This is a genomic window from Streptomyces sp. NPDC040410 (assembly GCF_055595715.1).
Genome location: NZ_JBVIVK010000009.1, coordinates 263141 through 287070, shown reverse-complemented (window position 1 = coordinate 287070; position 23930 = coordinate 263141). Strand labels below are relative to the sequence as shown.

Below are 23930 nucleotides of genomic sequence, written 5' to 3'. Positions count from 1 at the left end.
CGCGATGAGCATGCCGACGCAGGCATGCAGGTCGAGCGGGCGGCCGGGTCGGTGGCCATGACGTGCACATCGGTATCCGGCGGTATCCGGCTCGGCGCCATCGATCTCCTTGCGGAGGCGGAGCAGCAGGGTCACGCAGCGCGGGCCGGTGCCGTCGACGGTGATGCCGCGCGCACAGGGGTCTGGGGATTCCGGCTGGTCATCGCCGGTGTGCGGTGACGGCGACGGCGGGCAGCACGGCGAGGGCGAGAACGCCGCCGGTCAGGGCGAGGATGGGGTAGCTGGTGGCTGCGACGACGATGCCGGAGGTGATGCCGCCGGTGGCGCCGGCGATCGCGATGGAGACGTCGACCATGCCCTGAGTCTTGGCGCGGGTGGCGAGGGACACCGTGTCGGTGATGATCGTGGTGCCGGAGACGAGGCCGAAGTTCCAGCCGAGGCCGAGCAGCGCCAGGGCGAGGGCGAGGAGGGCGACGGAGTCGCCGGGTGCGGTGGCGGCGAGGGTGCCGGAGGCCAGGAGAGTGAGGCCTGAGGCGGCAGCGATCTTCATGCGGCCGTAGCGGTCGACGAGCCAGCCGGTGAGCGGCGAGGGCAGATACATGGCGCCGATGTGGATGGCGATGACAAGGCCGGAGGCGGCGGTGCCGTGACCGTGGTCGTGCATGTGCACCGGGGTCATCGTCATGATCGCGACCATGACGAGCTGGGTGAGGACCATGACGAGCGCACCCAGGACGACGCCTCCCTGGCCCTCGCGTGCGGCGGGGGCGGGCGTGGTCGCGTCGGAGGCGGTGCTGCTCTGCTCGGCAGCGGCCAGGGTGCGGGCCAAGAGCAGCGGGTCGGGACGCAGCCAGATGGCGAGAACGAGGGCGGCGAGGGCGTAGGCGGCACCGGAGAGGATGAAGGGGCCTGCCAGGTTGGGAATGCCCAGGGTTTCGGCGAGCGTGCCGGTGGGGGCGGCGAGATTGGGTCCCGCGACACCGCCGAGGGTGGTGGCGACCAGAACCGTGGAGACGGCGCGAGCGCGGTGGTCGGGGTGGGCGAGGTCGGCTCCGGCGTAGCGGGCCTGGAGGTTGGTGGCGGTGCCGGCGCCGTAGACGAACAGGGCGAGGAACAGCAGGACGGGGTTGTCCAGGACGGCGGCGGTGATGACGCCTGCGCTGCCAACGGCTCCGGTGAGGTAGCCGGTGGCCAGGCCGGGACGTCGGCCGCGGGCTTGAGAGATGCGGCCGACGGCGACAGCGGCGAGCGCGGATCCGCCGGTGAACAGGGCACTGGGCAGTCCGGCGAGACTGGTGGTGCCGAGCATGTCCTGGGCGAGCAGGGCGCCGACGGTGACGCCGGCCGCGAGACCGGCACCGCTGAGAACCTGAGAGGTGACCAGGACGCGCAGGATGCGCTGCTGTGCCTGTTCCGCGTCGGGTATGGAGCCCGTCGTGCTGGCTGGTGCGGTACTGGTCATGTCTCTTCCGGATGGCAGTAGGTGGAGTGGGCAACAGGTGGTCGTGCCAGAGCAGGAGCGACGGGGCGAACAGACCTCCCGCCGGTCCCAGCCCCGGAACCCGCGGGAGGAAGGGGCAGGCTGTCAGGCGGCGTCGAGGGCACGGGCGAGGTCGGCGACGAGGTCGTCCGCGTCTTCCGGGCCGACGGACAGGCGGATCATGCTGTCGGCGATACCGCGCTTCGCGCGCTCGGCCGGGTCCAGGCCGTGGGTGGTAGTGATCGGCCGGTGATCAGCGACTCGACATCACCGAGGCTGGGCGCCATGGCAAACAGCTTCAGCCGATCCACCACCCGCCTCGGTTCCGGCCGCGTCCGCGTCGAGTTCCCCTGAGCGGTGGGGGCGCTGGGCTCCGGGGTCGGCCACGCAACGGTCGTCGACGGTCAGGCGTGGATTCTGCGGGCCGATGCGCCGGGGCGGATGCGGGTCTGAAGCGGGGTCAACCGCCCGTGCTCCGCCGCGCACAGGACCACCGCCTCCACAGGCGCGCCGCAGTCGCGATGCTGGACCTCCAGGGAGGGGCCTTCCGGGTCCGCGACGTAGCGGTCTCCCCACTGCTTGAGGGCAATCATCGCGGGCCACAGGTCCCAGCCCTTCGCCGTGACCCTGTACTCGTACCGAGTACGGCAACCAGGCTCCTGGTAAGGGGTGGTGTGCAGGATTCCAGCTGCGACCAGCTTGCGCAGCCTGTCCGCCAGAACGGCCTCCGACAGTCCCACATGGCGGCGGAAGTCGTCGAAGCGCCGCACGCCGTTCATGGCGTCGCGCAGCACCAGCAAGGACCACTTCTCGCCAACCAGGTCGAGGGTCCGCTGAACCGTGCAGTTCTCGGTACTCATCTCCAGCCAGGTCATACGGGCCATCCTAAGCTGGCTTCTCGATTGACAGCCAGATGCATTCCTGGCTAGCTTCGCAGACCGAAGCCAGAGTCGAGCACCCATCGGAGCAGTAATGATCAGGTCGCGTACGTTCCGGTGGGACGATCCGAGCATTTCCGCCGCCGCCGTCGGGCGGGACACGGGCCTCGGCTTCCTCCGCGAGATTCTGGACGGACGCCTCCCCGCACCGCCGATCGTCGCCACCCTGGGCTTCGCCCTGGAGTCGGTCGACTTCGGCCGCGTGGTCTTCGCCCTGGCCCCCGGAGAGGAGCACTACAATCCCATAGGCAGCGTGCACGGTGGTGTGTACGCCAGCCTGCTCGACTCGGCGGCGGGCTGCGCCGTGCATTCGGTGCTGCCGCAGGGCATGGCGTTCACCTCGATCGACCTGAACGTGAAGTTCCTGCGCCCGATAACCACCGAGACCGGCAAAGTCCGGGCCGTCGGAACCGTCCTCAACAACGGTCGCCGCACTGCTCTCGCCCAAGCCGAACTTCTTGACTCCGCCGACCGGCTGCTGGCCCACGCCACCAGCAGTTGCCTGCTCTTCCCCGTGCCACCGCGCTGAGCGCTGTGCACTCAGCTCCGCCTCCGCCCTTGGCTGACAAGCCGCTCACTCGACGAGCGGCCGAAGGAATCGGCGATCGCCGCACAGAGCCCTGCCCGGTGGCCCGGACGCTTCCCTGGCCGTGGCCATCGGGCAGGCGGCCCGCTTCGGGCCACGAAAAGAGTGCACCGGGCTCCCGGCGTCAGGTGGGAATACGTACCGTCTCCACCCAGCTCGGGGGCTGTGGTGCAGCGGGGCCGACCAAAGCGGCGATGACGCGGCAGGGTGGGTTCTCGTCGGGCCAGGGGGTGAGTCCGTCGGTGAGGACGACGACGATGTTCGGGCGGTCCCGCGTCGCGAGCGCCGCCTCGATACCGACGCGCATGTCCGTGCCGCCACCGCCGCCCAGGGTGATCTGCTCGGTGGCCGTCACCCGGGACACGGCGTGCACGTCCGCGTCGCACGCGAGCACGGTCACGCGATTGCCCCGTACACCCACCTCGCGCAGGACGCCCGTCACCTCCGCGAGGGCGGCGGCCAGTTCGGCGTCACCCATCGAACCCGAGGTGTCGATGACGACGGCCACCCGCGGCAGCGGGCGGCGCAGGCTCGGCAGGACGACGCCGCGCAGCGCCGGGGTGCGGCGCGAGGGGCGGCGGTAGGTGTAGTCGACGGCCCCGCCGGCCCATGCGGCGGCTTCCCGGACCGCGCCCGACAGCGCCTGCCGCCAGTCCACCGTGGGTTCCAGGATCTCCTCGGCCCAGCGCTGCCAGCCCGCGGGCAGGGTGCCACGGCTGCGCTGATGGGCTCGCATCGCCTCGGCGGTCTGCCGCCGCAGGGCTTGCGCCTCGACATCGCCGAGCCTTGCGGCGCCGGCGGACTCGGGGAGTTCCCAGGGCGCGGGCCGGCCGTGGGCGCCCGATCCGCAGTCCGGCGCCCGCACCTGCGGCGGCAGCTGGTCGAGGTACGCCTCGAACAACTGGCCCTCGGGGAGGCCGAAGAGGCGGGGTTCCATGCGCCCGTCGGGCAGGCGCAGGCCGTCGGCGAGCAGGTCGTCGTTGATCTCACAGTCCTGGGCGACGTTGACGCGGTGCCAGTCTCGCTGGGCGGCGGCGGGGAGCCGCTCGGTGCGGCCGTGGTGGTCGCGCAGCAGGTGCGCCACCTCGTGCGTCCAGACGCCCGCGAGTTCCGGCACCGCCGTCGCGTCGACGAAGGCGGGGGACACATAGCAACGCCAGTGCCGGTCCACCCCCATCGTCTGCACCTGCGCGCTCGGTACGACGGTCAGGGCGTACAACGCCGACGCCAGATACGGCCGGTCGCTCGCCGCCCGGTAACGGGCGGCGAGCAGTCTGGTCAAGTCCAGGGCGCTGCGGGAATCTTCCGTCCTCCCCGCACGCCTCACCGGCTGCCGCCGGGCAGCGCCCCGGACATCTGCAGCAGGTCCAGGAACCCGTCGATGCCAGGCGGTACGGGCCAGTCGAGGTGCCGCATCGCCGCGAGGTCGGTGGCCGCCCGGGCGGCCACGTCCGGAACGCCCGCGTCCACGGCCTTCGACAGCACCGCCCAGCCGGCCTCCCACCGGGGCCGGGTGGGGTCGCTCTGGATGGCGGCGACCACCGCGATCAGGAACGCCAGCTGCCGGTCGCCGCGTTCGGGCAGGGCGAAGGCGTCCGGATCGGCGAGGACACGGTCGGGGTCGGGCAGATCGAGGTGTTCGAGGTACGACAGCAGCTCGATGCCCGCGCCGTCCCCGACGGCACCGGTGAGCGCGGCGGCCAGCGCCTCGCGGCCGACACCGGCCGCGTAGCCGGCGGCGAGCAGCTTGAGCGCCATCTCCCAGGTCCGAGGGGACGGCCAGGACCGGCCCCGGCTCTCGGCGTCGCCGGGGATGTGGTGGACCAGGCCGGGCCGGGCCGTGAGGAAGCCGGAGATCGCACCACGGGCCCGTGCGACCGCGCCGGGCACCTTTGCGGCGTCGATCACGGGCACGGTCACCTCCGGCCAGGTGCCGGCCAGGCCACGGGCCACCGTCCGGGGGTCGTGGGTCCATTCGAGGTGGACGAAGCGGTTGGCGAGCGGCGGGCTGAGATGCCAGCCGTCCGCGGCGCTGGACGGCGGATTGGCGGCGGCGACGATACGCACGGCCTCCGGCAGGACCAGGCTGCCGACCCGTCGTTCGAGTACCACCCGCAGCAGCGCCGCCTGCACGGCCGGCGGTGCGGAGGAGAGTTCGTCGAAGAAGAGCAGGCCCTGTCCGGCCCGGGCGAGCCGGACCGCCCAGTCCGGCGGGGCCATCGGCACACCGGTCACGGCCGGGTCGTCACCGACGATGGGCAGTCCGGCGAAGTCGGACGGCTCGTGCACGCTGGCGATGACCGTCTCCAGCGGCAGACCGAGCCCGGCGGCGAGCTGCTCCAGGCCGGCCGACTTGCCTATGCCCGGCTCTCCCCACAGCAGTACGGGCTGATTGGCCGTCACGGCGAGGGCGAGCGCCTCCAGCTGCGGGTTCGCGGCGGGCTCGGTCCGTCGCGTGCGCAGCCTGCGGTTGAGGTCGTCCGCGGCCGCCAGCGGGCCGGACGGCGCCGTGGGGGCGGTGGAGTCGCTGTTCAATGGGACTCTTCCTCGTCGTCGGGCTCTTCCTCGTCGTCGGGCTCGTCCGCGTGGTACTCCTCCTGCTCGTCCATCCATTCGTCCCACCACTCGGCGCCGACGCCCGGATGTTCCTCCCGTACGCGTTCCTGGAGGAAGCCCAGGTCGGGCCGCTTGTACCGACGTACGAGCTGGGCGAGCGACAACTCGGACTGGTCGATCACATCGAGCCGCGCCCCGGCCGCGACGAGCGCCTCCACCAGCGCCTTCGAACCGAGGTCGTTGACCGCCACGAACAGCGGCGTGCGCTCCCGCCGGTCGCGGGCCTCGAGGTCCAGTCCCTCCGCCAGCAGCCTCGGCAGCAGCGTCTCGTGGTCGAGGAGGTTCAGTACGTGCAGCAGGGTGCGCCCGCAGGCGTCCCGCACGCGGGGATCCACGCCCGCGTCCAGGAGCTCCAGCACGCCGGAGGTGTCACCGTGTTGGGCGCGCAGGAACAGTTCGTGGCGTTGCGCCCGCAGCACCTTGGGCAGACGGCCTTCTCCGGAGGTCCACGTCTGCGCCACAGCGAAGCATCCGGCGACGGCACCGCCGAAGGCGCGCATGGCGCGTTCGCGCTGCTGTTCCTCGTCGCTGTGTGGCATCCGCAGCAGACCGCCGGGCCGGAAGGCCACCTCGTGCCATTCCCCGCGGCACCTGACCCGCACGGGCGCGGGAGCCGTCGGCCCCGGCGGGCCGGCCGGGCCTTCCGGGACCTGGAGGGCGGGGAACAGCGCCTCACGGACGAGCGGATGCAGATGCTCCGGTGCGACGCCTTCGACGCGCATCAGGTCGAGGTCGGGGAGCCTGCGCCACAGTGCCTCGGCGAGGAAGGGCACGCCTTTTACGTCGTCCTGGTCGACGGCTCGCGCCAGCAGCCCGCCGCCGTCCGTGGGTTCAAGCAGGATGAAGGTCCGCCAGTGCGCGGCGATGAGGAATCGGTCGGCGACGCCTTCGGCCGCCTGCCGACGGATTTCCGGCTCCAGACGGGTGGGGTTGAGCGCGATGCCGCCCAGGAGCCGCTCCGGGTCGGCGCGGTACCAGCCCGACTTCTGCGGGGGTGTCAGGTCCAGCTCGATGCCCGCGGCGGTGAAGGCGGCCTGAATCTCGCCCTTCTGGTGCAGCAGCGTGGTCCACTCGGCCCGCGCCGCCGGGTCGCCGTCGCCGGGATCGGCCGTCGGCAGCTCGTCCGTGCCGCGTGGGCTGGCGTCGGCGTGGAAGAACGGCGGCCGGTCCGTGCCGCCGCCGCACCGTGCACGCAGCTCGGCGGCGTGCCGTGCGTCCCACAGATGCCGCGCGGACCGCCAGTCGTGCGTGGTTGGCCCGAAGACGCCTGCGGCCCGCTCGTCCGTGACCGTCCCGAACCGCAGGGCGATCCGCTGCGGTCCGTCGATCATCGGAGGAGTGGTGATGTGCAGGTACGGCGCGGCCTGGCGGCTTTCGTCCGTCCCCGTCGGGCGGTAGCGCGCGAGGACGACCGTCGTGTCCGTGGCGAGCGTGGTCCGACCGCCGAGCACGCGCGGCAAGTGCCAGCGCAGCAGGTCGGGGGCGAAATGGCGGAGGTCGTCCTCCAGGGCCACGGCGACGTCGTCGCCGCAGTGGCCGGCGACATCGGCCAGGTCGAAGGTGACGTCGACGTTCGCCGCCACGCAGGCACCCCGCCAGTCACCGGCCAGACGGCGTTCGGTCGCGCGCTCGATCATCCAACCGGGCACCGCGTACCTGCGGATCCTGCGTCGGCTCGCCGCCTCGTCCGGCGGGAAGCAACGGAGTTCGCTGCGAGAGCTCAACGGTAGACACTCCCTATCGCGCGCAGGTCGGAATGCGCCCTGGTGACGGGCCTCAGACGCTGGGTGAAGGACCGCTTCACCTTGCGGGGCAGGCCCGGCCCCAGACCCACGTACTCCAGGGGCGAGTTGTCGGTCACGGCCGCCAGCAGGGTCTTTGCGCCCCGTCCGGTGAGGCCGGTGTGGCACAGCTCCAGCCGGCGCAGGGGGCTGCCCGGCAGCGCGGCGGCCAGCGCGTGGGCGCCTTCGTCGCCGGGAGCGTTGGCGGGGGCACCGAGGCTGCGTTCCGACGCCGGCCGGCCCAGGTCGAGTGCCTCGATACCTCCGAGGGAGTCGGCGAGGGCCCGCGCCCCGACGGGGCCGATCCCATTGCCGCCCAGGCCGAGGCGCACCGGCCGTGCGGGGTCGGCCGCGGCGGCGAGGATCGCGGCGCCTTCGTCTCCGAGATGGTTGGCGGGGAGGTACAGCTCGCGCACTCCCGCCTCCCGGATCAGCGCCGCCAGCAGCGGGGCGGCGTCGGCAGTCAGGCCGTTGCCGCCGAGGAAGAGGCGTTCCACCGGGCTGGGCCGGCCGGTGAGAGCGTCGAACAGGACGCGCAGACCGTCGGTGGTCAGACCGGTGTTGACCAGGTCAAGCGTGCGCAGCGTGGCATTTCGGCGGAGCATCGCGGCGAGCGCGCGGGCGCCGTCGTCGCCCACCGGGTTGCGCTTGAGCCACAGGGCGCGGACGGCGCTGTCAGTCGTCAGCGCGTCGGCGAGCGCGGTGACGCCCTTGGGGCCGATGCGGTTGCAGCCCAGGTAGAGCGTGTGCAGGCCGTGGCCGTCGACCAGCGCGTCGGCGACCGCGCGGGCTCCGTCGTTCCCGATGGCGTTGGTGCCGAGCAGGACGTGCGTGGCGTGCGGAGAGGCGGCGGCGACGGGCATCAGCCGGGCGGCGCCTACCGTTCCGAGGCCCTGCTTGCACAGGTCGACACGCCCGTCCGCGCGTACGGTGCCGAGCGGGAAGGTCTCGTCGGCCTCGACCGGCTGCGCGGACCGCAGTCGGGCAAGCAGCGGCTCCAGAGCGGCGGGATCGCTGACCGGGATGTCCGGGTGCTCGATCGCGGGGCAGCGTACGGCTGTCGGCTGCGTCATCACCACTCCACCGGTCCATCGCCGGTGCCCTGCTCGCCGAGGGCGGCATCGCCCTCCGCCCGCCAGGACGAACCGACGCCCATCGACTTTTCCTCCACAACAAGGGTGGCAAGGCTGGTCGGATTTGAACCGACGTCCTCCAGCTTGATGCTTGGGCGCGACGACCTCTGCGCTACAGCCTTGCCGCGGAGATCATAGCGGACTTCGCCTTTGCGTTCGAACCCAGTTGGGCTCGGCCTGGGGACAATCGCCCCCGTGGCGCCCGTGCGACGGTGACGGGCAGCCCTGTGGCGCCCGTGCGTCGGGGATGGGCAGCACCGGTCGCCTGTCGGTCGATGCGGCTGGAGGCAGTCGGCGCCGGGCCCGCATCGGCCTGCGAGGGCCGGCCGCGCAGCGGCAGGAACCTTTCAGCAGTCAACACCGGACGACTGACACACTGCCTTCGGGGGCCGGTTCCGCCTTCGCCCGGGTGGCGCTGGTAGTTGTGAGCGCGTGATCAACTCTCATCTGTGGCAGCGCCTCGACGTGCCCGCGCTGCTGTCCCTGTCGCTCCTGTCCCCCACCCCCGCGGCATCCGCCGCGGCAGCAGCACCCACAGCCCCATACGCATACGCCGGCGTCTCGGCCGGGGCGCGGCGGCCCCTTCCCGAGCCACCGCCGCCGGTTGTCACCCGCAAAGAGCTCGCCGAGCTGACCGTCACGGCCCGCACCCGATGACCGGCTACTCACGGGCCACGTTCCCCCACCCGCTCGCCCGGTACGGCGCCTGCGACACACGCGAAGTCGCCCTCGCCCCGGACGGCCAGGCCGTCGTCCCAGACTCCCGGTGCCGCGCCATCTCCGGCATCTGGGTGGGCTCCTACGACGGTACGGTCCTCAACTCTGCCGGCGAGGTCGACATCGCCCACATCGTGCCCCTCGTCAACGCCAGGCGCTTCGGGGCCGATCTGTGGGGCACCCCCACCCGGCGGATGTTCGCCAACGACCTCGGCAGCACCCGGCTCCTGGCCGTGTCGGCGTCGTCGAACCGGGCCAACGGCGACCAGAGCCCCGACCATTGGCAGCGACCACTGCGCACCTCCTGGTGCACGTATGCCCGGGCCTGGACCCATGTGGAGTACGCGGACACCATCAACATCACCGAGCGGGAGACGACCGCCCCGACCGAGATGCCGGACACCTGCACCGCATGAACGAGGCCTCCGACATCGACCAGTACGTCGACCGCGTCATCGCAGGGCCGGGCGGAGCGATGACCGACGACGTCGGCGTCGTCACCGGCGACCTCACCGTCGCCACCCTGCTGCTGCCTGACCGTCGCGCGGCCCGCGTCCTCATCCAGTACACCGGCGCCAAAGAGTGGTACACCCTCGCCGGCAGCCCCGCCCCCATCCCGCCTGGCGGCCTGGCCGCCTACCACCGCGACCTCCTCGGCCGCATCAGACGCGGTGGAGGCGCCCGGGCGACCTGACCGGCCGGCGGGCAGGGCCGACCAGCCCAAGAGACAGGCCGCAGAAGGGCATTCCTCGTGCACGAAGGGCCCGCAACAGTTGCGAAACGTCGGCCTCGGCGATCGTGCCGCTGTCTCCCTCAAGGGCGGCGGTGGCCGGACGGCACCGGAGAGTGCTCTGACGCCCCGCCGAGTTCCGTCCTCACAACACGACTTCCCTGCGCTGCCCGACGAGCCAGGCGCAGCTCACCTGGGGCGTGGTTGCGAGGCATCACCCTTGCGACCGTGGCAGGTGCAGCCGCAGCGCTGCACGAGCAAGATGCCGCGCGCGTGCGGCAGCGCCACGTCCGTCTGCCGGCACACGCGGTGCAGGTCCCAGTAACCTGGCTGCTGCGCCACGCTGCATTCCGGCGAGAGCGGCGACCGGTCGGTCGAGGCCGGTGTGCTCACAACCACTCGCCCCGGCTCCGCGCGTTGGCCAGGGCCACGCCGCACGACAGCCGCTCCATCTGCGTGGCGGGGCGCAGCGGGCCGTGCGCGTCCCACTCCCGCCCGCCGCCGGGTGGCTTCAGCTGCCAGTACGGACCGACGTGGTCGACGGCCCTGCCGACTGTGCGCGTCGCCTCGTCGTAGACGAGATCACCCACGTCCGGCTCATATGCGTTCATGCGCACCCCCGGCGGGTAGCGTCGGCGAGCCTCAGCGCGACGGCGGCGCGCACTCGCCCCAGGTGGATCAGGTTCAGTGAAGACGAGGCTGCGTCCGCCCCCACGGACGGCAGCACGATCCCCTGCCGCCGTCTGTGCTTCTCGCACAGTTTCGACCGCCGCTGTGACATCCGTGGTGTCCGGCTCTTGCTGCGCTGTGACTACGAACTCAGCGTGATGGGACACCAGTTGAGAGGGCGAAAGGTATGCGCGGTAGTTCTCGGGTAACTACGGCCTACACCCGAGGATTCCCTCGCGGCGACGGGTAGCCATGGCCGGGACGGGAGCGCTGGTGCCAAGCTGATCGAGAACCGGGCGAACAGGGAACCGATCAGTCCGCGACGGCCTCACCGCCGTCGGCGATCATCACCGCCAGGCCGGTGCCGATCCGACCCGGATCATGTCCGGTCCCACGCGGCCGAAGCGGACGGAGAGCGGCGGAGTACGCGGCCGTCAACCGGGTGGTATCGGCGAGATCCGCAAACAGCCGTGCCCCGGCCTGTCCGACCGCCCCCGAACCATGGGCACTGACCTGGACCTTGGGACGCGACCCGATGCCCTGCACGTAGAAAGCGCCCTCCGCCTGGACCGACAGGTTAGTCGCCGGAGTCCCCACCGATCACTGGACGCCAGTCACGGATGGAGATCACATCGACGCCCGCGGTTCGGTAATACGGGTCGTCCGCGAGAATCCGGTCCAGCTGACCTCGATCCACGTTGAAAAGGAGGATCGCGCCGGAGTCGTCGGCGAGTGGCCCCGCGGCCAGGAGGTGCCCGTCGGCGTGGAGACGGACGAGGGTGTGGCGGTGGGCGGGGCGGGCGGCCAGGCGCTCCGGGGCAGGTGTGAAGGCAAGTTCGACGATGAGCATGCAACGATCGTACGGTCTCGTACGTGTTGCTTTCGGCGGCGGCTGATACCCCTCCGGACCGGCACGTCCTTTGCGCGTTCCCATGTTGGCCGCGGTCGGGAGCGCCGGCTTGCGTTCATGGCGCCACGCTCACTGGGACACCCCATGCACCATGCGGAGCCTGCGGAGGGACGGCGAACCACAATCGGCGAGCCCACCGAGGGAGGAGGGCGAGCCCACCGAGGGAGGAGCGGGGCACGCGGCGGCGGTATCGGCGTGCTCCGCCGACAGGCCCGACCCCACCTCAGAACCATCCGCACTGACCTGGACCTGGGACGCAACGAACAGCAAAACCCGTGGTCAGCCCGCCCAGACGGGCCAACGGCAAGGCTCAAAAAGCTTAGCCCAGGGGATTCCGCGAGCCGCGATGAGTCCTGCGGCGTCCGGCGGTCGTACTGTCGAACCGCTACCGAGGAGGACTTCTGATGCGCAGCGTGACCTATTCGATGAACGTCTCACTTGACGGCCACATCGTCGGGCCGGACGGCGACTTCGACTGGACGGCGCCCGACGAGGAGGTCTTTCGCTTCTGGATCGACGAGATTCGAGAGGTCGGCGTCCACCTGTTGGGACGACGGCTGTACGAGACGATGCTGTACTGGGAGACCGCCGACCAGGATCCATCGCTCGACGACTCAATGCTCGAGTGGGCCGCGATCTGGAAGCCGCTCCCAAAGGTGGTGTTCTCCACCAAGCTGTCGGCGGTGCAGGGCAATGCCCGCCTGGCCTCCGGCGGCCTGGCGGAGGAGATCGAGCGGTTGCGGGCCGAGCCGGGGGAGGGCGACATCGCGATCGGCGGAGCGACTCTCGCCGCCGAGGCGGCCGCAATGGGTCTGATCGACGAGTACCGGGCCGTGGTCTACCCGGTGCTGGTAGGCGGTGGCATTCCGTTCTTTCCCCAACACGAGCGCCGGGTGGATCTCGAACTCGTCGAGACCCGCACCTTCAGCTCGGGAGTCGTCTACCTCCGCTACCGCGTGGCGCGCTAGTGGCCTGAGTGAGGAATTCCGTTCAGACGGCTGGCGAGGCGTTCGAGGATCTCGTCTGCGGCTTCGTCCAGACGTAAGGCTTCGGGACGCTGTTCCAGGCGGCGATCCAGTTGCGGATGTGCGTCTCCAGTGCCTGGTGTCCGCGGTGCGGGGAGCCGATCGCTTCGCCGGTGGCGACCTCGAGGGCGGCGATCAGGGTGGTGGTGCCGGCGCGGCCTGGAGCTTGGTGAGCAGCCCTGCCCACACACCCAGGCGCTGCCAGCGGCGGAACAGGCCGTAGACCGTCTGCCAGGGGCCCTAGCAGGGCGGGGGGTCCCGCCACGGAGCCACGGTCCGCACTCGCCACCGGATTCCGTCGATCAGCATCCGCTTCGGCCAGGACGGCCTGCCCGTCGTCGCTGCGGCCGGCAGAAGCGGCTCCAGTACGGCCCACCAACGCCATCGATGCCGTCACCGGCCCGCTCGACGACGAGTAGGCCGCCGCACTCCACGGGAGGGTTCGGCGGGGGTTCGTCCTGACAGTTGCCTACCCGCGGCAGGTTCGCTGTGAGGGCGGGCGGACCGCGACTCCTGGGGTCCTCCTCCAAGCGCTCGGCGCTCGTGGCTGTGCCATTCTGGCGGTGTGAGCGCCTTCCCGTTTCGGGGCGATTGCGGGAAACATACGCTTCCTGCGTTGCCGCCCCATATCTGCCGGGAGCGCCCATTGTCCCCGGCGGACCAGGCAGCTGGTTGTACGGGCAGGTCCCGGCGGAATGGCGTTCGTGTCGGCTCGCCGGCCCCGATCCGGAGCGCCGGGTGGACCCGCACCGCTCGAGCACCGAGGCCGCCTGAGGCCGCCTCGGAACTGCCGTTGCATCCGCCGGATGCGGAAGGAGGCCGGGCCTGTGAACACCTATCTCCATGGCGCTGTCGTGGTCACCGCCGTGGTGTCCCTGGGCCTCGGACTCGGTGCCTGCGGGCAGGCCGACGAGTCCACCGGTAAGGGTGGGGCGAGCATCGGCGTGCTGCTCCCGGAGAACCAGACGCCCCGCTACGAGCAATCCGACCGGCCCCTGATCGAGAAGGAGATCAAGGAGCTGTGCGGCAGGTGCACCGTGGAGTACGCCAATGCCCTCGACGACGCGGGCATGCAGCGGCAGCAGGTCGACACCATGATCAGTAAGGGGATCGACGTCCTGATCCTCGACGCCGTCGACATCCGAGGGCTGCGCTCCTCGGTCGCGGAGGCGAAGGGCGCGCACATTCCGGTCGTCGCGTACGACCGGCCCGTCGAGGGCCCGATCTCGGCGTACGTCTCCCATGACCTCGAGGCCGTCGGCAGGCTCCAGGGCGAGGCGCTGCTCAAGGCCCTGGGCGGCAAGCGGGGCAGCGGCCAGATCGTCAGGGTGGAGGGACCGTCGAAGTCGTCCCGGCAGCAAACCCCGTTCGCGCAAGGCGCCCAGTCCGTCCTCGAGGGCAAGGTGAAGATCAGCAAGATCTACCGCGCCGAAGCCTGGAACGCCGGGGGTGCCTACGCCGCGATGTCCGGCGCCATCGCCGCTGAGGGCGCCGACAACATCGACGGCGTCTGGGCCGGCAACGACGTTCTCGCCGGCGGCATCATCCCCGCCCTCAAGAGCGCTCGCATCACGCCGCTGCCGCCCGTCGTCGGCCAGGACGCCGACCTCCCGGCCGTGCAGCGCATCGTCAGCGGCGAGCAGTACATGACCGTCTACAAGCCCTACAAGCCCGAGGCGGACGCCGCCGCCAAAATCGCCATCGCCCTCGGCCGCAGTGAAGAGATCGACCACCTCGCCGAGAACACGATCGACACACCCACCACCAAGGACGTCCCGGCCGTGATGCTCACTCCGATCCCTGTGACCGTACACAGCATCAAGGACACTGTCGTCAGGGACGGCATGTACACGATCGACCAGATCTGCACCCCCAAGTACCGGCCCGCGTGCGACAGGGCCGGGCTCACCGAGTAAGGCCGCTTGACCAGCGGCGATGAGTTCCGAACGGCACAGGCGCAGGTACCCCGGTTCCCTCCTCGGCACCGCTGAGTGTGCGGTACCAACACCGGGCTCGATGAGAACCGCATCAATCGCAGTGCCTGGCGAAGCTCATGCCCGGCGAGAAGGGGCTGGTCCATGGCCGCGGTCCCAACTCCCACGGGACCGCGGCCATGACCCCACCGTCCGTGGACGTACAAGGTCCCCAAGAATCGACCAGTCCTACTGGGATTCCCAGGAACGGCAGCACGCCGTCACCGTGTCACGGGTCCCATCAGGGGCAAACCCATCGGCAGCAAGCACAGAAACCCTGGAACACCCGCCGACCGCTACCTCGGCGTGGGGTTCGGCGCCACCTGAACCGCTCCGCGCTCAGACGCAGCATGCGGACGCCGCTGTACACACGCCCTGCGGGCCGTGCCCGAAAGCCGCGGCCCCGCCGGACCGGACTCGGCCCGGGCCCGAACCAGCCAGAACGTCCGCTGGTCTCTCAGGCCAGTCCGGAGCCACCCAGCATCAACAGGGCGACGTCGATCACCGCGACACCCAGGGTGGCGAGAAAGGGGATGCGGTCGTTCCGCCCGGTGACCGGCAGGGTGACCGCGGCCGACGACAGGGCCCCGGTCACCACGAGCACGCTCCAGCCGCCCGCTCCCAGCGGACCGGGCGGCCCGATGGCCAGCGAGACCGACGCACCCAACAGCGCACAGGCGGCCAAAGTTCTGGCCGACCGCCGGCCAAGACGCTGGGGCAGGCCGCGGATGCCGGAGGACAGGTCGGCCTCGATGTCCGGCAGCACATTGGTGGCGTGGGCGCCCACACCCAGCAGCGCGCCCGCGACCGAAACCCAGACCGGCGGCCAGGGATGGCCCGGAAGGCCGAGGGTGACGAACGCGGGCAACAGGCCGAAGGCGAGCGCGTAAGGCAGCCAGGAGACGGCCGTCCGCTTGAGGCGGAGGTTGTACCACCATGCGGCCGCGACCCCGGTGAGGTGCGCCGCACCCGCGAGCAGCCCGCCGGCCAGCGACAGAGGGATGCACACGGCAAGCGCGCAGCCCGCCGCCCCGGCGACGATACGCGGGGGCACCTCACCGCTCACCAGCGGTTTGTCCCTGCGCTTCGCCGCGCGGTCACGCCCAAGGTCGACACGGTCATTGCACCAGCCCACGGACAACTGACCGCTCAGCACTGCGGATGCGACGAGCAGGCAGCCGGCGGGGCCGCGACCCGAGAACACCGCCAGCACGGTGGTCACGGCGCTGACGACGAGCGTCGGAGCGGGATGGCAGGCACGAAGCAGCCCGAGCGGAAGCGTCAGGAAACCGCCCCGTTGCCAGCTGAAGTCGCTTCGCGGACCCGACTGCTGATCGATCGTCATTCGATGCTGCGGCACATGGATATCCAATACGCTCAATGCGTCAGTACATGCACGTATCGACCTATATTGACGGAATGACGCGAATCGCAGCCGTGAGCGGCGCACTGCCGCCGCACAGCTACGGACAGGACGAGATCGCCGACACGCTGACCGCCCTGTGTCTGCCACCCGGAACCAGTCGCGCAGTGCTCGACCGCTTGCACACCGGCGCTGCCGTCCGCAGGCGCCATCTGGCACTGCCCCTGGACTGCTACGGCACGCTCAACGGATTCGGCGAGGCCAATGACCTCTTCATCGAGAAGGCACTCGACCTGGGTGAACGCGTCATTCGTTCCGCGCTCGAAGAGGCCGGACTGGACGCGGCCGAGCTGGACCTGGTGATCTCCACGTCCGTGACCGGGATCGCGGCGCCCTCTCTGGAAGCGCGGCTGGCCGGGCGTCTGGGGATACGTCCGGACGTCAGGCGGCTTCCGCTCTTCGGTCTCGGCTGCGTCGCGGGCGCGGCGGGAATCGCCCGGATGCACGACTACCTTCAAGGCCGACCGGGTGATGCGGCGCTCCTTCTCTCCACCGAACTGTGCTCCCTCACCCTGCAGCGCGACGACGCGTCCATCGCCGCTCTGGTGGCGGCCGGCCTGTTCGCCGACGGCGCCGCGGCTGTGGTCGCCGTCGGGGACAGCCACACCGGCGGCGGCAGGGGCCCCGAGGTGCTCGCCACCCGCAGCTGCCTCTTCCCGGGCACCGAGCACGTGCTCGGATGGGAGATCGGCGACCGCGGGTTCCGGATCGTACTCGGCAGCGATCTGCCCGAGTTGGTCAGCCTGCTGGTCGCGGAGGAGGTGCGCTCCTTCCTGGCGGAGCACGACCTCAAACCCTGCGACGTGACCGGCTGGGTGTGCCATCCGGGAGGCCCCAAGGTGCTCGACGCTCTGGAGGACGCGCTAGGCCTGACGGCGGCGGCGCTGGCACCGAGCAGGCGCTCGCTCGCCGAGGTCGGCAATCTGTCCTCGGCATCCGTGCCCCACATCCTGCGCGACACCTTGGCCCTGCGCCCACCCCCGAGCACACCGGGCCTGGTGCTCGGCCTGGGCCCTGGGCTGTGCTCCGAACTCGTCCTCCTGCGCTGGTAGCTCCCGGTGATCGCGTACACCGTCCTCGTCCTGCTGGTGGCGGCCGAGCGCATGGTCGAACTCGCCACCGCACGCCGTAACGCGCAATGGAGCCGCCGCCGGGGCGGCATGGAGTACGGGCGCAACCACTATCCGGTGATGGTCGCATTGCACACCGGGCTGCTGGCCGGCTGCCTGGCCGAGGTCTGGTGGGCCCACCGGCCGTTCGTGCCCGTCCTCGGCTGGTCGATGTTCACCCTCGTCGTGGGTGCACAAGCGCTGCGCTGGTGGTGTGTGACCGCCCTGGGGCCGCGCTGGAACACTCGGGTCATCGTCGTTCCCGGACTCGAACTGGTCAGCGCGGGCCCGTATCGCAGGTTCAGCCATCCCAACTACATCGCCGTCGTCGGGGAGGGACTGGCCCTGCCCCTCGTCCACGGGGCATGGATCACCGCCACCGTCTTCGCCCTGCTCAATCTGCCCCTGCTCGCCGTGCGCGTGCGCTGCGAGAACGCGGCTCTCGCCGCCGCCCGTCAATCATGATCGATCTGCTGGTGGCCGGAGGAGGTCCGGCCGGGCTCGCCACCGCGATCCACGCGGCCGGGGCCGGCCTCGATGTGATCGTCGTCGAGCCCCGCCCCGCCCCCGTCGACAAGGCGTGCGGCGAGGGGCTGATGCCGAGCGCCGTACATGCCCTGCGCGACCTCGGCATCGTGCCCCAGGGACATCCACTGCGGGGCATCCGGTACCTCGACGGCCGCCATCGAGCCGAGGCGGTCTTCCGCCAGGGCCACGGCCTGGGAGTGCGGCGCACCACGCTGCACCGTGCCCTTGGCCGACGGGCGGCGGACCTCGGCATCCCGGTTGTCGAAGGGCGCATCGACATGGTCGTGCAGCAACGCCAGAGAGTCGCCGCCGCCGGGTTCACTGCGCGTTACCTCGCGGCGGCCGACGGTCTGCACTCCCCGGTCCGCCGCCGGCTCGGTCTGCAGCAGCCGCCCGACCCCCGGCGACAGGCCCGGTACGGGCTTCGGCGGCACTACGCCGTACCGCCGTGGACCGACCACGTCGAAGTGCACTGGTCCGCGCGCGCCGAGGCATACGTGACCCCTCTCGGCCCCTGTCTGGTGGGCGTCGCCGTGCTGACCTCCGACCGGGCACCGTTCGACGAACACCTCGCCGGTTTCCCCGAATTGATCCGTCGGCTGCCCCCGGCAGCCGCCACCGCCGTGCGCGGGGCGGGGCCACTGCGCCAGCAGACCACCGCAAAGGTGGCAGGACGCGTGCTGTTGGTCGGCGACGCCGCCGGCTACATCGACGCCCTCACCGGCGAAGGCGTCGCCGCCGCCCTGGCCTGCGCCCCACACCTCGTCGACTGCGTACGGCGGGATCATCCCCAGGCCTATGAGCGCGCCTGGCACCGTGTGACGCGCGAGCACCGTCTGATCACCGCGTCTCTGCTCCGGCTCCGCGACGACCGGCGTCTTGCCCCTCGCATCGTCCCGGCCGCCGCTCGCCTCCCGTTCCTCTTCTCCGCTGTCGTCAACCGGCTGGCGTGACGTGCGAGTCGGCGACGATTGCGCTGGGCGTGCTCATGTGGCCACCGTCGTCGTGCAGTCGGTCCCCGGGCTATCGGCACAGTGGTCGTCGGTTCGGCAAGCGTGGATCGGCCGACGCAGGAGGGTTTCGCAGGAGTCCCGCGGGGGTCGCGCTCTATCTCGACGCCCCCGCAGATGGAGTCGTTGATCCTGCGTAGGCGTGCTGCGGCTTCGCGAGTGCGTCGACGTCCCCGGCGGCGTGGCCGGCGAGGAAGCGTGCGGTGGAGGGTTTCGGTAGGGCTTTCCTGGATGGCCGGTTCGGCCCAGGCGTAGCGCTGGGGTTCCATGCCGGCGAAGGGCCGGCCGCGCAACCATCGCGAGGGCCTGGCGAAGGGTGAGGTCGCCGGCCTCGGCGAGTCCGCGGCGCCGGACTCGGGCACCGACCGCCACCTCACACGCGTGCGATTCATCACACCCAGTTATATTGTGCACAATTAAATTGCTGGCTAGCGTCTGAGGCGGACACCACCCACAGGGAGGCAGCACCATGAATCCCGTCCGCTACGAGGACTACCGCCCCACCGAACGTCCGACCTACAAGCAGGAGTTGGACGCGGTCGTCGCCCAAGTGGCGCATCGCACCCGCGCCTCGGTCGAGCGCGAGGCCGTCGGCCACGCCGTCCGAACCGCCCATGGGAAGACGTACGGCCTCCTCAAGGCCACCGTCACCGTCGGTGACAACCCAGGCTCCTACGGCCAGGGCATCTTCGGCCGGCCCGCCGTGTACGACGCCGTCGTCCGCTACTCCAACGGCCTGGGGCACCAGCGCCCCGACCATCAGCTGGGCGCGGCGTGCGGGATGGGCATCAAGCTGTTCGGGGTTCCCGGCCCCGCACTGCTGGACGACGAACGAGACAGCGGCACCTTCGACCTCAACCTGATCAACAACGAGGTCTTCTTCGCGAACACCGCCTACGACTACATGGTTATCGAGGACCTGTTCGCGGAGCTGCCCGAGGCCTTGGTGAACCCGGCCCGTCGCAAGACCTGGATGGCGGAGTTCCTGACCCGCCGGGGCACGCTCACCGACCCCGACGACTGGCTGTGGGACGAACTGTTCGCCATGCTCTCGTTCACCACCGTCCCGCGCAGGAACCTGCTGTCGTACACCTACAACAGCATGGGCGCCTTCCGGTACGGCCACCACATCGCCAAGATCCGTACCGTGCCGACAGCCCAGTCGTTGGCCTCTCTCACACGCCAGATCGTGGACGTGCAGGCGGACAACGAGGCGTTTCGCCGCACCCTGGTTGCCGAAACGGCGGAGCGGGACCACTCCTTCGAGCTCCAGGTGCAGCTCAACACCGACCTGGCCCGGATGCCGGTGGAGAACACCTCCGTGAAGTGGCCCGAGGAGTTGGCCCCGTGGGTGACGGTTGCCCGTGTGGACCTCCCCCGTCAGGACATCGGCGGCGACGACAACCTGACGGCCGCCGACGCCACGTCGATCACCCCGTGGCGCTCACGCGAGGAGCACCGGCCCCTCGGCGAGATCCAGCGGGTCCGGCAGGAGGTCTACCGGCGCTCTTCCATCGAGCGGCACCGCATCAATGGACAGGAGCGGCGCGAACCGGCCGGCAGCGCGGAACTGCTCGGCTGAACTGCCTCGGATGCGTCCCGCCGCCTGACACGGCCCAGGTCCTGGGCGACGGCTCTTACCTCAGCACGGTTCATGCCGAGAAGGACCGCAAGAGTCGCCTTCAACGGGCAGGCCGACAGCAATGGATGGCTTCCGGCGCTGGCCCGTCAGGGGACTGCTGCAGCTGCTTGGCCAGCCGCTGCGGCAGTTTCGGCCGTCGGCGTCCGGAAGCCCCGTCAGCTCGGCTACGTCTGGAAGCAGTCGCCGACAGGAAACACCCTGATCACGGCCTTCTGCAACACGCATTGGGGTCTGGTCTCCGAGCGGGTGCCACCGCAGCCACGCCGACCTCTACCGTGACACCCCGACCAGGCACCCTCACTTCTGGCCCACCGCCCCGACCACGGTCAGCGGGCCCGACCATGCCCCCGACCGCGGCAGGTCGACGCCTTACATGACCGCTCGGCGTCCACGGCTGCAAAAGCTGCGCCGGCTCGCGGTTCGCGGAGCCAAGACGCCACTGGTGTACGGAGCCGCAGTCTACCGAGCGCGTGTGCGGCCGGTGTTCAACAGCCACTGGCTGATATGCGCCGCAGCGCACCTGCTGACAGTGTGCCAGGCCCCACTGTGTCAGCGCCCGCCCCAACCACCAGCCGACCGCTCGGTGGCCATTGCGCGACATATGTCGCGCCCACCGGATGCGACAGCCTCCTATGTAGCAGAGACACATATGTGAGCGTTTTCCGTTCTGCCATCATGCATTCCACCGTGCGCCGCGGTTAGCGACGCGCGGAATCCAACGCGTGCACCGGAAATCCTCTCTGCCTCTTTCGAGGATCCGACGGACGGTTCTCCCATGCAGAAAGAGAGGCTTGTCGAGCGTGCATATCGCGATAGCGAATGAACCGTAAGGAGATCCTATGCGTTCCCCCACGTGGCATAGAAGTCTTCTGTCTACCGGGGCAATCGTGCTGGCGTTCATCGCCGGCTTCCTGTCGATGCCGTCCGCTTCGGCAGCCATGGCGAGCACGACCATCGTGGCCAAGCACTCCGGCAAGTGCCTGGACGTGCGCGGCGGACCGACCCAGACCGCCAGCGGCGCACTGATCGAGCAGTGGTCGTGCAGCGGCGAGGCCAACCAGAACTGGACGCTCAAGGACACCGGCGGCGGGCAGTACGAGATCATCGCGCAGAGCAGCGGCAAGTGCGTCCAGACGGTCAACGCCGGCACCGCCAACCGGACCGGTCTGGAACAGTCGGACTGCACGGGCGCGTCGCAGCAACTGTGGCGGAGGCAGAGCACCGGCACCACCGGTGAGTACACGTTCGTCCACGTCCCCAGCAGCCGCTGCCTCGACATCACCGGCGGCCCCACTGCCACCGGCGACGGCGCACTCGCTGAGCTGTGGGACTGCACCGGCCAAGCCAACCAGACCTGGACCATCGGTGCCCCGGCGACGCCGCCCAGCGACGGCACCGGACCCTACGGCCAGGACCCGAACCTCTACACCCCCACGTTCTCCGACGAATTCGACGGCAGCAGCCTCAACACCGGCAAGTGGGTCGACCACTTGTGGTACCAGCCCGCCGACCCGACGCCGAACTACGTCGTCAGCAACGGCAGCCTCAAGATTTACCCGGTCGCCGGCACCGAGTTCAAGCGGGACTACCGGCACATCACCACGGACGGCCTCTTCTACCAGACCTACGGATATTTCGAGATCGAAGCGAAGTTGCCGCACGGCAAGGGGCCGTGGCCCGCGTTCTGGCTCTACAACCACGACACCAGCGGCGAATACCGCCCGGAGATAGACATCATGGAGGCCTATCCGGGTGGCGGCCCTGACAGCGGCTGGTCGGACGCGAACCTGCACCCCACCACCTTCGCGTGCACGATCTGGCGGGGCGACCCCGGCGACATGGCGGGCACGAAGAAGCTGCAGACGACCGACCTGTCCGCAGGCTTCCACAAGTACGCCGTCAAGTGGGAGGCGAACAAGATGACCTTCTACTTCGACGGTCAGGCGTACTACACCCTCGACGTCAGCATGTCCCAGCGCATGTACATCCTGCTGAGCCTCCAGTTCGGCAGCGCCAGTGGGCCGGGCGACGCAACCACCCCCACGGGGCAGGGCAATTCGTTCGATATCAATTACATGAGGGCCTGGCAGTTCAAGAGCGTTTGATTCGCTGGGTCAGAACGGTCCTCGGTTCTCAGCGTTGTCGCAGGAGGGCGGAGCGGATGCAGGTCGAAACGGCGAGCCCCGAGGCAGGCCTGACCATGGTGGGACACTTCCTGCGCCCCGTGCGCCCGGATCGTGCCTCTGTCCGCCCCGCCGGTCTGTGCACTACGGCCGTCGGCCGGGACCTGACCTGACCCGTGCCGGCATCGCACAGGCCCCTTCACGCGTATCCACCGGATCCCGCTGACGACTTGGGGGCGCATGTTTGCCGCCTGCCCAGCACCCGCTGGGCAGGCCCGCCCCCGTCGAACGCTGCCCCGGTGCGCCGGGCGCCTCCCCCGTCCCGGCCCGCCAGGAACTGGCCGATGCCGACCTGAAGGATTCGACGGCCTCCTCCACCTGATGTCGAACGGTGTCCGTGCCATCGGTTGTCGTCCCATGAGATGCGCTTCGACGGGCCACGAAACGTTGCACACGCGCTCCGGCCGCGCCGACATGTGGATCACCTCAGCCTCGTCCCCCATTCCGAAGCACGCAGCCGCATGCCGTGGGGCAGGAGCCGGGGTCCTCCGACGGGTTCCCCGCCACATCCGGCAGCGGCCTGGACAAGGCCCCGCGTCTCACACACGCTGAGACGGCTGGCGCGCCGAGCGGCGGCATAGTGTGGCTACGTCCAGTCGGACACCTCGATCCACCCCAGCACAGAGCTGACGTGCGGCCAGGTGGAGAGCGCCTGCACCCGGTTGGAACGCGCAATGGTGCGCCGGGGTGCGGCTGTTCCTCGGTGCCGGACTGGTGCGGTGGCGGCCAGCTGTCCGCAGAGCACGACTGGTGGCGCTTCCCATCGGGTTGGAGGCGCTGTCGGCTCTCCAGCAGGGTCACCACTGGTGCCGACTGCGGGACAGCCTCCAGGTGCCTGCCCTACCCATTTCCGGTTGGCGCGGTGGTGGATGGCCAGGTCCTGCATCGAGGCGCAGTGCGCGCAGGCGTCTCAGTCGCTCGGTAAGCGAGGGCGCTCACCACATCGGTGGTTGGCCGTCAGTCACAGCACCGGTCTCCTCAACTGCCCCGGGCGCCTGACCGCAGGGTCTGCGGTTCTGGTCCTCGCGCACGCGGCGAGGCGGGGAGAGGCAATGGCAGCCGCTGCTCGCTTCGCGGTAAGGGAACGGAAGCATCGCGCCCGGAACCTTTGGCCGTCTGCGCCCCCTCATGCTCCGTCTGTTCCAGCGACTGGGCAAAAACGCTGAGGTGCTACCGGTGTGCGCCTTGCGACCGCATGTGTCCCATAGGCAATCCGACTTCCGTGCGACAGGATCCCAAACACGGCGCCACAGCAACGGCCCGAACAAATCGCAGGTAGGGCCTACCCACTCGTGCTCTTTGGCCGGATGCGGAGCAGGCAGGCCCTTGAGCCCACGAAAGGCCCACCAATGACACTACACATGAGCGCAACTGCCCTTTTAGCCCTCGCGGCGGCGTTTCTTGCAGGGGCTGTGATCTACCAGTGGAGCCGCCGCCCGCCACACTCCTGGATGCCGCCGCAGCGTGGCGACCTCGG

General features: G+C 70.3%; 24 protein-coding genes. 12 read left to right on the top strand and 12 right to left on the bottom strand.

The genetic code is table 11. From position 1 onward, the window contains the following. The first annotated feature begins 24 nt into the window (after positions 1 to 24). Positions 25 to 219, top strand: coding sequence for a hypothetical protein (locus ACZ562_RS20540; protein ID WP_471180916.1), 195 nt, complete (start codon positions 25 to 27; stop codon positions 217 to 219). Here ACZ562_RS20540 and ACZ562_RS20535 read toward each other — a convergent pair. The 3 genes from ACZ562_RS20535 to ACZ562_RS20525 form a co-directional block, all read right to left on the bottom strand. Next, positions 200 to 1462, bottom strand: coding sequence for an MFS transporter (locus tag ACZ562_RS20535; RefSeq protein ID WP_471180914.1), 1263 nt, complete (start codon positions 1460 to 1462; stop codon positions 200 to 202). The genes ACZ562_RS20540 and ACZ562_RS20535 overlap by 20 nt on opposite strands. Positions 1463 to 1585: 123 nt before the next feature. Continuing rightward, positions 1586 to 1723, bottom strand: a complete 138-nt coding sequence (locus tag ACZ562_RS20530; protein ID WP_471181004.1) for a PLP-dependent transferase — start codon at positions 1721 to 1723, stop codon at positions 1586 to 1588. A gap of 161 nt (positions 1724 to 1884) precedes the next feature. Then, positions 1885 to 2355 (bottom strand): winged helix-turn-helix transcriptional regulator, encoded by a 471-nt coding sequence (locus ACZ562_RS20525; protein WP_471180912.1) that lies wholly within the window; start codon positions 2353 to 2355, stop codon positions 1885 to 1887. 97 nt (positions 2356 to 2452) lie between these two features. Here ACZ562_RS20525 and ACZ562_RS20520 point away from each other — a divergent pair, with 97 nt between their 5' ends. Next, the gene (locus ACZ562_RS20520) at positions 2453 to 2947 is read left to right on the top strand and encodes a PaaI family thioesterase (protein WP_471180909.1); all 495 of its coding nucleotides are present in this window, start codon (positions 2453 to 2455) and stop codon (positions 2945 to 2947) included. A gap of 181 nt (positions 2948 to 3128) precedes the next feature. Here the strand turns inward: ACZ562_RS20520 and ACZ562_RS20515 are convergent, their stop codons facing one another. From ACZ562_RS20515 to ACZ562_RS20500, 4 genes are read right to left on the bottom strand one after another with little or no spacing between them, the layout of a single operon-like run. Next, complete coding sequence (locus ACZ562_RS20515; protein WP_471181001.1) at positions 3129 to 4292, bottom strand: vWA domain-containing protein; 1164 nt, start codon at positions 4290 to 4292, stop codon at positions 3129 to 3131. Between the two features lie 35 nt (positions 4293 to 4327). After that, positions 4328 to 5539, bottom strand: coding sequence for an AAA family ATPase (locus tag ACZ562_RS20510; protein ID WP_471180906.1), 1212 nt, complete (start codon positions 5537 to 5539; stop codon positions 4328 to 4330). Beyond that, positions 5536 to 7344: an ankyrin repeat domain-containing protein gene (locus ACZ562_RS20505; RefSeq protein WP_471180904.1), complete on the bottom strand. Its 1809-nt coding sequence runs from the start codon at positions 7342 to 7344 to the stop codon at positions 5536 to 5538. The genes ACZ562_RS20510 and ACZ562_RS20505 overlap by 4 nt, the downstream gene beginning before the upstream one ends. Beyond that, the gene (locus ACZ562_RS20500; protein WP_471180901.1) at positions 7341 to 8474 is read right to left on the bottom strand and encodes a leucine-rich repeat domain-containing protein; all 1134 of its coding nucleotides are present in this window, start codon (positions 8472 to 8474) and stop codon (positions 7341 to 7343) included. The genes ACZ562_RS20505 and ACZ562_RS20500 overlap by 4 nt, the downstream gene beginning before the upstream one ends. A 492-nt stretch (positions 8475 to 8966) precedes the next feature. On the opposite strand from ACZ562_RS20500, the gene ACZ562_RS20495 reads away from it, so the two are divergent. The 3 genes from ACZ562_RS20495 to ACZ562_RS20485 are packed head-to-tail and all read left to right on the top strand — an operon-like array spanning position 8967 to position 9945. Then, entirely contained in the window at positions 8967 to 9191 is a 225-nt protein-coding gene (locus ACZ562_RS20495) for a hypothetical protein (protein WP_471180898.1), read from the top strand. Further along, on the top strand, positions 9188 to 9667 hold the full coding sequence (locus ACZ562_RS20490; RefSeq protein ID WP_471180895.1) for an HNH endonuclease: 480 nt from the start codon (positions 9188 to 9190) through the stop codon (positions 9665 to 9667). The genes ACZ562_RS20495 and ACZ562_RS20490 overlap by 4 nt, the downstream gene beginning before the upstream one ends. After that, the gene (locus ACZ562_RS20485; protein ID WP_471180892.1) at positions 9664 to 9945 is read left to right on the top strand and encodes a hypothetical protein; all 282 of its coding nucleotides are present in this window, start codon (positions 9664 to 9666) and stop codon (positions 9943 to 9945) included. Before ACZ562_RS20490 ends, ACZ562_RS20485 begins: the two co-directional genes overlap by 4 nt. A gap of 425 nt (positions 9946 to 10370) precedes the next feature. Here the strand turns inward: ACZ562_RS20485 and ACZ562_RS20480 are convergent, their stop codons facing one another. Further along, the gene (locus tag ACZ562_RS20480) at positions 10371 to 10592 is read right to left on the bottom strand and encodes an H/ACA ribonucleoprotein complex subunit GAR1/NAF1 (protein WP_471180890.1); all 222 of its coding nucleotides are present in this window, start codon (positions 10590 to 10592) and stop codon (positions 10371 to 10373) included. A gap of 635 nt (positions 10593 to 11227) precedes the next feature. Then, the gene (locus ACZ562_RS20475) at positions 11228 to 11500 is read right to left on the bottom strand and encodes a YciI family protein (protein ID WP_471180887.1); all 273 of its coding nucleotides are present in this window, start codon (positions 11498 to 11500) and stop codon (positions 11228 to 11230) included. A gap of 464 nt (positions 11501 to 11964) precedes the next feature. On the opposite strand from ACZ562_RS20475, the gene ACZ562_RS20470 reads away from it, so the two are divergent. Beyond that, positions 11965 to 12528 carry a dihydrofolate reductase family protein gene (locus tag ACZ562_RS20470; protein ID WP_471180884.1) on the top strand — a complete coding sequence of 188 codons (564 nt, stop codon included), beginning with the start codon at positions 11965 to 11967 and terminating at the stop codon, positions 12526 to 12528. A 22-nt stretch (positions 12529 to 12550) separates the two neighbouring features. Here the strand turns inward: ACZ562_RS20470 and ACZ562_RS20465 are convergent, their stop codons facing one another. Continuing rightward, on the bottom strand, positions 12551 to 12772 hold the full coding sequence (locus ACZ562_RS20465; RefSeq protein WP_471180881.1) for a hypothetical protein: 222 nt from the start codon (positions 12770 to 12772) through the stop codon (positions 12551 to 12553). A gap of 53 nt (positions 12773 to 12825) precedes the next feature. Beyond that, a complete protein-coding gene (locus ACZ562_RS20460; RefSeq protein WP_471180998.1) occupies positions 12826 to 12951 on the bottom strand; it encodes a transposase in 126 nt (41 codons plus the stop codon). A 461-nt stretch (positions 12952 to 13412) separates the two neighbouring features. Between ACZ562_RS20460 and ACZ562_RS20455 the strand changes: the two genes are divergently transcribed. Continuing rightward, complete coding sequence (locus ACZ562_RS20455) at positions 13413 to 14501, top strand: sugar ABC transporter substrate-binding protein (protein ID WP_471180878.1); 1089 nt, start codon at positions 13413 to 13415, stop codon at positions 14499 to 14501. Positions 14502 to 15015: 514 nt separating this feature from the next. Here the strand turns inward: ACZ562_RS20455 and ACZ562_RS20450 are convergent. After that, on the bottom strand, positions 15016 to 15903 hold the full coding sequence (locus ACZ562_RS20450) for a UbiA family prenyltransferase (RefSeq protein ID WP_471180875.1): 888 nt from the start codon (positions 15901 to 15903) through the stop codon (positions 15016 to 15018). A gap of 74 nt (positions 15904 to 15977) precedes the next feature. On the opposite strand from ACZ562_RS20450, the gene ACZ562_RS20445 reads away from it, so the two are divergent. From ACZ562_RS20445 to ACZ562_RS20425, 5 genes are all read left to right on the top strand, one after another. Continuing rightward, the gene (locus ACZ562_RS20445) at positions 15978 to 17033 is read left to right on the top strand and encodes a type III polyketide synthase (RefSeq protein WP_471180873.1); all 1056 of its coding nucleotides are present in this window, start codon (positions 15978 to 15980) and stop codon (positions 17031 to 17033) included. 6 nt (positions 17034 to 17039) lie between these two features. After that, positions 17040 to 17555, top strand: coding sequence for an isoprenylcysteine carboxyl methyltransferase family protein (locus tag ACZ562_RS20440; protein WP_471180870.1), 516 nt, complete (start codon positions 17040 to 17042; stop codon positions 17553 to 17555). Continuing rightward, positions 17552 to 18571: an NAD(P)/FAD-dependent oxidoreductase gene (locus tag ACZ562_RS20435; RefSeq protein ID WP_471180867.1), complete on the top strand. Its 1020-nt coding sequence runs from the start codon at positions 17552 to 17554 to the stop codon at positions 18569 to 18571. The genes ACZ562_RS20440 and ACZ562_RS20435 overlap by 4 nt, the downstream gene beginning before the upstream one ends. A 526-nt stretch (positions 18572 to 19097) precedes the next feature. After that, positions 19098 to 20210: a catalase family protein gene (locus ACZ562_RS20430; protein ID WP_471180865.1), complete on the top strand. Its 1113-nt coding sequence runs from the start codon at positions 19098 to 19100 to the stop codon at positions 20208 to 20210. Between the two features lie 899 nt (positions 20211 to 21109). After that, entirely contained in the window at positions 21110 to 22375 is a 1266-nt protein-coding gene (locus ACZ562_RS20425) for an RICIN domain-containing protein (RefSeq protein WP_471180862.1), read from the top strand. The last annotated feature ends 1555 nt before the right edge of the window (positions 22376 to 23930 follow it).

Bases quoted from the DNA above. Each gene is read 5' to 3' on its own strand.
- ACZ562_RS20540 (WP_471180916.1), top strand. From the start codon at position 25: ATGCAGGTCGAGCGGGCGGCCGGGTCGGTGGCCATGACGTGCACATCG.
- ACZ562_RS20535 (WP_471180914.1), bottom strand. From the start codon at position 1,462: ATGACCAGTACCGCACCAGCCAGCACGACGGGCTCCATACCCGACGCG.
- ACZ562_RS20525 (WP_471180912.1), bottom strand. From the start codon at position 2,355: ATGACCTGGCTGGAGATGAGTACCGAGAACTGCACGGTTCAGCGGACC.
- ACZ562_RS20520 (WP_471180909.1), top strand. From the start codon at position 2,453: ATGATCAGGTCGCGTACGTTCCGGTGGGACGATCCGAGCATTTCCGCC.
- ACZ562_RS20500 (WP_471180901.1), bottom strand. From the start codon at position 8,474: ATGACGCAGCCGACAGCCGTACGCTGCCCCGCGATCGAGCACCCGGAC.
- ACZ562_RS20490 (WP_471180895.1), top strand. From the start codon at position 9,188: ATGACCGGCTACTCACGGGCCACGTTCCCCCACCCGCTCGCCCGGTAC.
- ACZ562_RS20485 (WP_471180892.1), top strand. From the start codon at position 9,664: ATGAACGAGGCCTCCGACATCGACCAGTACGTCGACCGCGTCATCGCA.
- ACZ562_RS20480 (WP_471180890.1), bottom strand. From the start codon at position 10,592: ATGAACGCATATGAGCCGGACGTGGGTGATCTCGTCTACGACGAGGCG.
- ACZ562_RS20475 (WP_471180887.1), bottom strand. From the start codon at position 11,500: ATGCTCATCGTCGAACTTGCCTTCACACCTGCCCCGGAGCGCCTGGCC.
- ACZ562_RS20470 (WP_471180884.1), top strand. From the start codon at position 11,965: ATGCGCAGCGTGACCTATTCGATGAACGTCTCACTTGACGGCCACATC.
- ACZ562_RS20450 (WP_471180875.1), bottom strand. From the start codon at position 15,903: ATGACGATCGATCAGCAGTCGGGTCCGCGAAGCGACTTCAGCTGGCAA.
- ACZ562_RS20445 (WP_471180873.1), top strand. From the start codon at position 15,978: ATGACGCGAATCGCAGCCGTGAGCGGCGCACTGCCGCCGCACAGCTAC.
- ACZ562_RS20435 (WP_471180867.1), top strand. From the start codon at position 17,552: ATGATCGATCTGCTGGTGGCCGGAGGAGGTCCGGCCGGGCTCGCCACC.
- ACZ562_RS20430 (WP_471180865.1), top strand. From the start codon at position 19,098: ATGAATCCCGTCCGCTACGAGGACTACCGCCCCACCGAACGTCCGACC.
- ACZ562_RS20425 (WP_471180862.1), top strand. From the start codon at position 21,110: ATGCGTTCCCCCACGTGGCATAGAAGTCTTCTGTCTACCGGGGCAATC.